The organism is Streptomyces sp. NP-1717 (assembly GCF_022695985.1).
Classification (GTDB): domain Bacteria; phylum Actinomycetota; class Actinomycetes; order Streptomycetales; family Streptomycetaceae; genus Streptomyces.
Genome location: NZ_JAAPBF010000311.1, coordinates 1 through 6555, shown reverse-complemented (window position 1 = coordinate 6555; position 6555 = coordinate 1). Strand labels below are relative to the sequence as shown.

The 6555-nt window shown below is 71.4% G+C and carries 5 protein-coding genes and 1 pseudogene; 4 read left to right on the top strand and 2 right to left on the bottom strand.

The genetic code is table 11. The features are described from left to right. The first annotated feature begins 236 nt into the window (after positions 1 to 236). Positions 237 to 440, top strand: coding sequence for a cold-shock protein (locus tag GXP76_RS33015; protein ID WP_017948713.1), 204 nt, complete (start codon positions 237 to 239; stop codon positions 438 to 440). A 149-nt stretch (positions 441 to 589) separates the two neighbouring features. Here the strand turns inward: GXP76_RS33015 and GXP76_RS33010 are convergent, their stop codons facing one another. Next, a complete protein-coding gene (locus GXP76_RS33010; RefSeq protein WP_277994089.1) occupies positions 590 to 2434 on the bottom strand; it encodes an AMP-dependent synthetase/ligase in 1845 nt (614 codons plus the stop codon). A gap of 293 nt (positions 2435 to 2727) precedes the next feature. Here GXP76_RS33010 and GXP76_RS33005 point away from each other — a divergent pair, with 293 nt between their 5' ends. Next, positions 2728 to 3840: an ABC transporter substrate-binding protein gene (locus GXP76_RS33005; RefSeq protein WP_242575300.1), complete on the top strand. Its 1113-nt coding sequence runs from the start codon at positions 2728 to 2730 to the stop codon at positions 3838 to 3840. A gap of 36 nt (positions 3841 to 3876) precedes the next feature. On the opposite strand, the gene GXP76_RS33000 is transcribed toward GXP76_RS33005, so the two are convergent. Beyond that, on the bottom strand, positions 3877 to 4500 hold the full coding sequence (locus GXP76_RS33000) for a TetR/AcrR family transcriptional regulator (RefSeq protein WP_242575301.1): 624 nt from the start codon (positions 4498 to 4500) through the stop codon (positions 3877 to 3879). A gap of 515 nt (positions 4501 to 5015) precedes the next feature. Between GXP76_RS33000 and GXP76_RS32995 the strand changes: the two genes are divergently transcribed. Both GXP76_RS32995 and GXP76_RS32990 read left to right on the top strand, forming a co-directional pair. After that, the gene (locus tag GXP76_RS32995) at positions 5016 to 5447 is read left to right on the top strand and encodes a hypothetical protein (RefSeq protein WP_242575299.1); all 432 of its coding nucleotides are present in this window, start codon (positions 5016 to 5018) and stop codon (positions 5445 to 5447) included. An 8-nt stretch (positions 5448 to 5455) separates the two neighbouring features. Next, positions 5456 to 6555 (top strand): annotated as a pseudogene (locus tag GXP76_RS32990) (ATP-binding protein); the annotation flags it as partial.

The window sequence follows — 6555 nt, the reverse complement described above, 5'->3', positions numbered from 1 at the left end:
GGGGGCTTGTCGCGTCAGCTCGCCGGAGCTCTCTTCAAACGTCCGGGTGGGGTGATCTTTGGGTGATCTTTCCCCCTACCGCTGGCCGTGAGCAGCGTGCTAGGCTCGCCGCAAGTTGCAGTTTGGTTTCCCTTGCAGTACAGAGCCTGCGGAGAATGTGACCCGCAGGCTTTTGTAGTTTTCAGACTTGTTTGCAGGTTCTGGAGCAGGGCAACCCTTTGGCCCAAGGAGGGCTTATGGCTACCGGAACCGTCAAGTGGTTCAACGCTGAAAAGGGCTTCGGCTTCATCGCCCAGGACGGCGGCGGCCCGGATGTCTTCGTCCACTACTCCGCGATCAACGCGACCGGATTCCGCTCCCTCGAGGAGAACCAGGTCGTGAACTTCGACGTCACCCAGGGCCCCAAGGGCCCGCAGGCGGAGAACGTAACCCCGGCCTAGTTGCCCTGGGTCGGTAGATCGCGCACGGAAAAACAAGCAGTACCAAGGAGCCCTGCTCCCCGCATGTCCAGTGCGGGGAGCAGGGCTCCTGCCTTGTCCGGGCACCGCCGAGCCCGTCCGGCGCTTGAGGACCAACGGCCCGTGCCCGGCTACCCGTACAGCTCCTCGATCTCCGCCGCGAAGTCAGCCACCACCGCCGTCCGCCGTACCTTCAGCGACGGCGTCAGATGCCCGCCCTCCTCCGTGAAGGACCCCGTCAGCACCCGGAAGCGGCGGATCGACTCCGCCCTGGACACCAGCCGGTTGGCCTCGTCGACCGCCCGTTGCAGCGCGGCGAGCAGATCCTCGTCCGCGACCAGCTCCTCCCGCGTCAGATGCTGCTTCTTCCTCATCTGGCACCAGTGCGCGAGCCCGTCCGCCTCAAGGGTGATCAGCGCCGTGACGTACGGCCGGTTGTCACCGAGCACCAGGCACTGGTTTATCAGCGGGTGCGCGCGCAGCCAGTCCTCCAGCGGCGCCGGGGCCACGTTCTTGCCGGCCGACGTGATGATGATGTCCTTCTTGCGGCCGGTGATCGTGAGATAGCCGTCGTCGTCCAGTGCGCCCAGGTCCCCCGTCGCGAACCAGCCCTCGTCCAGGGCCGGTACGGGCTCACCGCGCTCCATGTCCCAGTACCCGGCGAAGAGTTGGCCACCGCTCAGCAGCACCTCGCCGTCGTCGGCGATCCGTACGGAGGTGCCGGGCAGCGGCCATCCGACCGTACCCAGCCGGGGCTTGAGCGGCGGCGTCACCGTGGCGGCGGCCGTCGTCTCCGTCAGGCCGTACCCCTCGAAGATCGTGATCCCCGCGCCCGCGTAGAAGGCGGCGAGCGGACGCCCCAGCGGGGAGCCGCCGCAGATCGCCTGCACGACCCTGCCGCCGAGGGCGGCCCGTATCCGCCGGTAGACCAGCGGGTCGTACAGCGCGCGGGCCGCCCTCAGGGGCAGCGACGGCCCGGGACCCGTACCGGCACTCGCGGCCTCGACGGCCGTCCCGTACGCCCGGGCGATCTTCGCGGCCCGGTCGAAGGACGAGGCGCGGCCCATCGTCTCGGCCGTGGCGCGGCCGGTGTTGAAGACCTTCTCCAGCACGTACGGGATGGCCAGCAGGAACGTCGGCCGGAAGCCCGCCAGATCGGCGATGAGGTCGTCGGTGCGCAGCGACGGCGCGTGGCCCAGCCGCACCCGCGCCCGCAGACAGCCCACCGCGACCATGCGCCCGAAGACATGGGAGAGCGGCAGGAAGAGCAGCGTGGAGGCGGGTTCCCTGCTCACCGATTTGAAGACGGGGTGGAGCAGTTCGATGCAGTTGTCCACCTCCGCGAAGAAGTTGGCGTGGGTGAGGACGCAGCCCTTGGGGCTCCCCGTGGTGCCGGAGGTGTACACGAGGGTAGCCAGGGACTCGGGCGAAAGGGCTGCTCGCCGCGCGTCCAGCTCCCCGTCGGGTACGCCGGCGCCGGCCGCGCGCAGGGTGTCGACGGCCCCGGCGTCGAAGGTCCAGAGGTGGGCGAGGTCCGGCAGTTGCCTGCGCTCGCGGCTGATCAGCCGCGCCTGCCCGTCGCTCTCGACCGCACAGGCCACGGCTCCGGAGTCCTGGAGGATCCAGCGGGTCTGGAAGGCGGAGGAGGTCGGGTAGACGGGGACGGTGACCAGGCCGGCGGCCCAGGCCGCGAAGTCGATCAGCGTCCACTCGTAGGTCGTACGGGCCATGATCGCGAGCCGGTCGCCGGGCCGCAGCCCCTCGGCGATCAGCCCTTTCGCGACGGCGCGGACCTCGTCGGCGAACTCGGCGGCGGTGACGTCCCGCCAGCGGCCGTCCGGCTGCTTCCGGCTGAGCACTGCCTCGTCCGGGGCGTGGCGGGCGTTGTCGAAGGGGATGTCGGCGAGGGACCCGTCCGGGACGGCCGGTACGAGGGACGGCAGGGAGACCTGCCGTACGGCTCCGTCCACCCACAGCTTCTCTGGCTCGGCGTGCGAGAGGCCCGGTGGCGTGGACCGCGCCGGGAAGCCCACGCCGTCGGCGGGCACGTCTGCGGACACGCGGTGTTCCCTCATCTCTGCGCGGAGCGGGAGGCTCCGGTCCGGGCAGAGTAAATCCGGAGCGGGTCGTGAAATCAAGACAGCGATAATCGGTTGCCCGGTCGCGGGGGCGGTCGATGCAATGTCCGGGACGGTCCACGGCCGACGAGGCGCGCCCCGCCGCGGCGAGCCGAGCCGGACGCGCACCGCCACACGGGAGACGCCCACGCATGAACACACCACCATCGCCGCCGGGAGCCGAGCGGTCCGACGAATCCTCGGTAAGGATCGGCGCTCTCGTGCCACTGACCCGGCCGGGCTGGGCCGAGGCGGGCCAACACCTGCTCGCCGGACTTGAGTTGGCCGTCGGCGAGGTCAACGACACCGGCGGGATCGGCGGCAGAGCGCTGGAGCTGGTGGTCCGGGACACCGCGGCGGATCCGCGGAAGGCCGAGGCGGCCGTGGACGAACTGGCCCGCCTGGGCGTGGCCGCCCTGGCCGGTGAGTACCACAGCGTCGTCGCCCGCTCCGCCGCCGCCAGGGCCGACGCGCTCGGCCTGCCGTTCCTCTGCTCGTCGGCGGTGCTCGACGCGCTCACCGAAGAGCCGACGGAATGGGTCGCGCGTCTCGCCCCGCCGCAGTCCCGGGGCTGGCGGATCTTCGCGGACTTCCTCCTGGACGCGGGCCACAGCCGCATCGCCGTGGCGACGCAGCCGAGCGTCTACTGGGCGTCCGGCACCCGCATCCTGCGGGACCGTCTCGCTCCGCGCGGCGGCACCGTCGCCGAACTCGACACCGGCGCGCTCACGCCCGCCGGGCTGTGCGACGCACTCGCCGACAGCGGCGCGAGCGCCCTCCTTCTCCTGGTCGGCCAGCCGGACCCGGCGGTGCCGCTCGTCCGGTCCGTCCGGCGCGACCCGCGCCTGGCCGACGTCCTGATCGGCGCACCGGCCGGGCAGCCGGAGTTCGCCGGATGGGCGGCGGCGCTGGGCGGGGACGGCGCCGCGATCCCGTTCCTGCGCTATCTGCCCGAGCACCTCACCCCGCTCGGTGTACGCGTCGGCGCGGCCCTGCGCGAGCGGCTGGCCGAGGCGCCCTCGTTCGTCGCGTACGAGGGCTACGACACGGTCGCCGTCCTCGCCGAAGTGCTGCGCACGCACGGCACCGACCGGGCCCGCGTCGCCCGGGCCTGGCCGCGCGTCGCGGTCGAGGGCACCCGGGGGCCGATCCGGTTCTCCCGCACCCCGGGCATCAGCGTCCGCCAGTGGACGTGGGCACCGGTCCAGGTCGTCGACCGGGATCCGGCGGACCCGGGTCGCTTCCGGGTCCTGCACGCCGGCTGACTCCGCCTCATCCGCGCGGCGCCGGCCCACGTGGTGTCACCTGGGCCAGCGTTCGCCGTCCATCAGGTTCCCCAGCCCGGCCCAGGCGAAGTTCATCAGCGTCGACGCGGCCTCCTTGGCGGAGACGTCCGGGGTCTCGTTCGCCCACCCGGCCAGCGCCTCGGCGGCGCCGACGAGCGCCTGGGCGATCCCGACGACGTCCCGGTCGGCCAGATCGGCCAGATCGGACGAGGCGGGGGTCGCACGGGCCGCGTCGCGGAGCAGGCCCGTCACGAAGGACACCAACTCCTCGCGCATCCGGGTCACTTCGGCGGCGAAGGGCTCCCCGTGCGTACGGGCCTGGCGGTGCAGCACCGACCAGGCGTCGGGGTTCTCCGCGGTGTGCGTGAAGAACGCGGTGAGCCCGGACCACAGTTGCTCGTCGGGCGCGAGTCCCGGTTCCACGACACCGGCGCGTACGGCCGCGAGCAGCGCGTCGGCCTCACGCCGGATGCACGCGGTGAACAGCTCGTCCTTGGAGTTCAGATACAGATACACCAACGGCTTGGACACACCGGCCAGTTCGGCGATCTCGTCCATCGATGCGGCCCGATAGCCCCGCCGCCCGAACGTCGCCACGGCCGCGTCCAGCATCTGCCGCTCGCGCACCTCGCGCGGCATCCGCTTGCTCTTCCCCGCACCTGCGGAACCCACTTGGTCTTCCTCCCACCCCACGCCCCCCGAACCGGATCAAGACTACGGGTCAGCGCCGCCGTCCGGCGGACGCGAAGGCGCCCCCGGCCGAAGGACCGGGGACGCCGCCGTGTGCGAGCGGGCAATCGGCTACCGCGTCACGCGGGAACCGGGACCAAGGCCTGGCCCGCGATGGCCTGCACGGCACCTCGCCGCGGTGTCGGACTCGGCCAAGTACGCCCGGTACGAGGCCGACCCTCCTCCTTGCGATGCGCCGCACCAGCCGCCGCCGACCCCGCCCTGCGGGCGGACGGCGCTACTTTGAGGACAGACGCCAGGGGGTGTGGCCGGAGACCAAGCCCCTCACAGGCTGGTCCTGCGCGGGACTTGTGGAGTTCGGTGCGTTCGAGACCGAGCGGAGCGACCGTTGGCTACGCTGGGTGGCTCACCGTGCCTCTGTGTTCTGACATCAGTGACACGTTCTGCCCAGGGGGGATGTCTTCATGTCCGTGGACGCGGTCCAGCTCGCGCAGGATCTCACGCCGTACGCCACCGCCGCCGTCACCGCCTACGGGGCCGCCGTCCTGGCCCGCGTGGAGAGCGGAGCCGCCGATGCCACCGTGCTGTTCGGCCAACGCATGCTGCGCCGCCTCACCGGCCGGGACGCCACCGACGGAGAGACGACGCCCGAACAGGAAGCCGTCGTCCACTGCATCACCGACCTGGCTGACGCACCGGATGACGCGGACCTGGCAGCGGTGCTCCGAGTCCAGATCCGCCGGCTGCTGACGGCGGAACCGGACCTCGCGGCCGACATCGCCGGATGGACCCGACCCGCCGCACCCAGCAAGGTCACCGTCACCACCTCGGGTGAGAGGTCACCGGCCGTCCAGAACAACTACGGCACCATCCACACCGGCGACTCCACCTCCTGACCGACGACATGGCACAGACCCCGTCCGAGGGCGGCTCCGGTCCCAGCACCTCCGGGGCACGTTCACCGGCTGTGGGCATCAACCACGGCGCCATCCACACCGGGGACACGACCGTCATGGCCCCCTTGGTGCTGCGGCCACCGGCGGACGTGACCTGTCCGCACGCGATGCACAACCTCCCGCGCCCCACCCCTCACCAATTCATGGGCCGGGAGAGGGAAATGGCCATCCTGGAACAGGCTCTGCAGCCCCGGAACGAACGGACAGCCACGCAGGTCGTCACTCAGACCATGTCCGGACTGGGAGGAGTCGGGAAAACCACCCTGGCCCTGCAATACGCACACCTCCACCGCCTGGACTACACCACCGTCTGGTGGATCAACGCCGAGACACCCGAGACCATCACCGACTCCCTGGCCCAGCTCACCACCTGGGCCAACCCCGGAACCGACACCGGCACCGCCGCCGGCGATGCCCTGGCCCAATGGGCCCTGGCCTGGCTCGACACCCACCCCGGATGGCTCCTGGTGTTCGACAACGCCACCCACCCCGACCACCTCGCGCCCTATCTCGCCAGACTCACCAACGGCCACAAACTCATCACCAGCCGCCTCACCCACGACTGGGACACGCTCGCCGACTGGCCGCTGCACCTGGACGTCCTGCCTCCCCCGGCCGCGATCAGCCTGCTGTGCCAACTCGCCAGGCGAAACGATCCCGCCGAGCACCCCGCCGCCGGGGAACTGGCCGACGAACTCGGACACCTCCCCCTCGCCCTGGAACAGGCCGGCACCCACATCCGCCGCACACGCGGCACCTACTCCGGCTACCTCCAGCGCTTCCGCACCCAGACCGCCCGCATGCTCGACACCCCCGGCAACGGCGACCCCCACAGCACCACCATCGCCCGCACCTGGCGCATCACCCTCGACACCATCGCCGAACGCGCCCCCCTGGCCGTCCGCCTCCTTCAGATCATGGCCTGGCTCGCCCCCCACAACATCCCCCGCGACCTGCTCGACGGCCTCGCCGACGACCCCGGAGCCGAAGCCGACGCCCTCGCCCTCCTCAACGACTTCAGCATGATCACCCTTGACGAGAACACGGC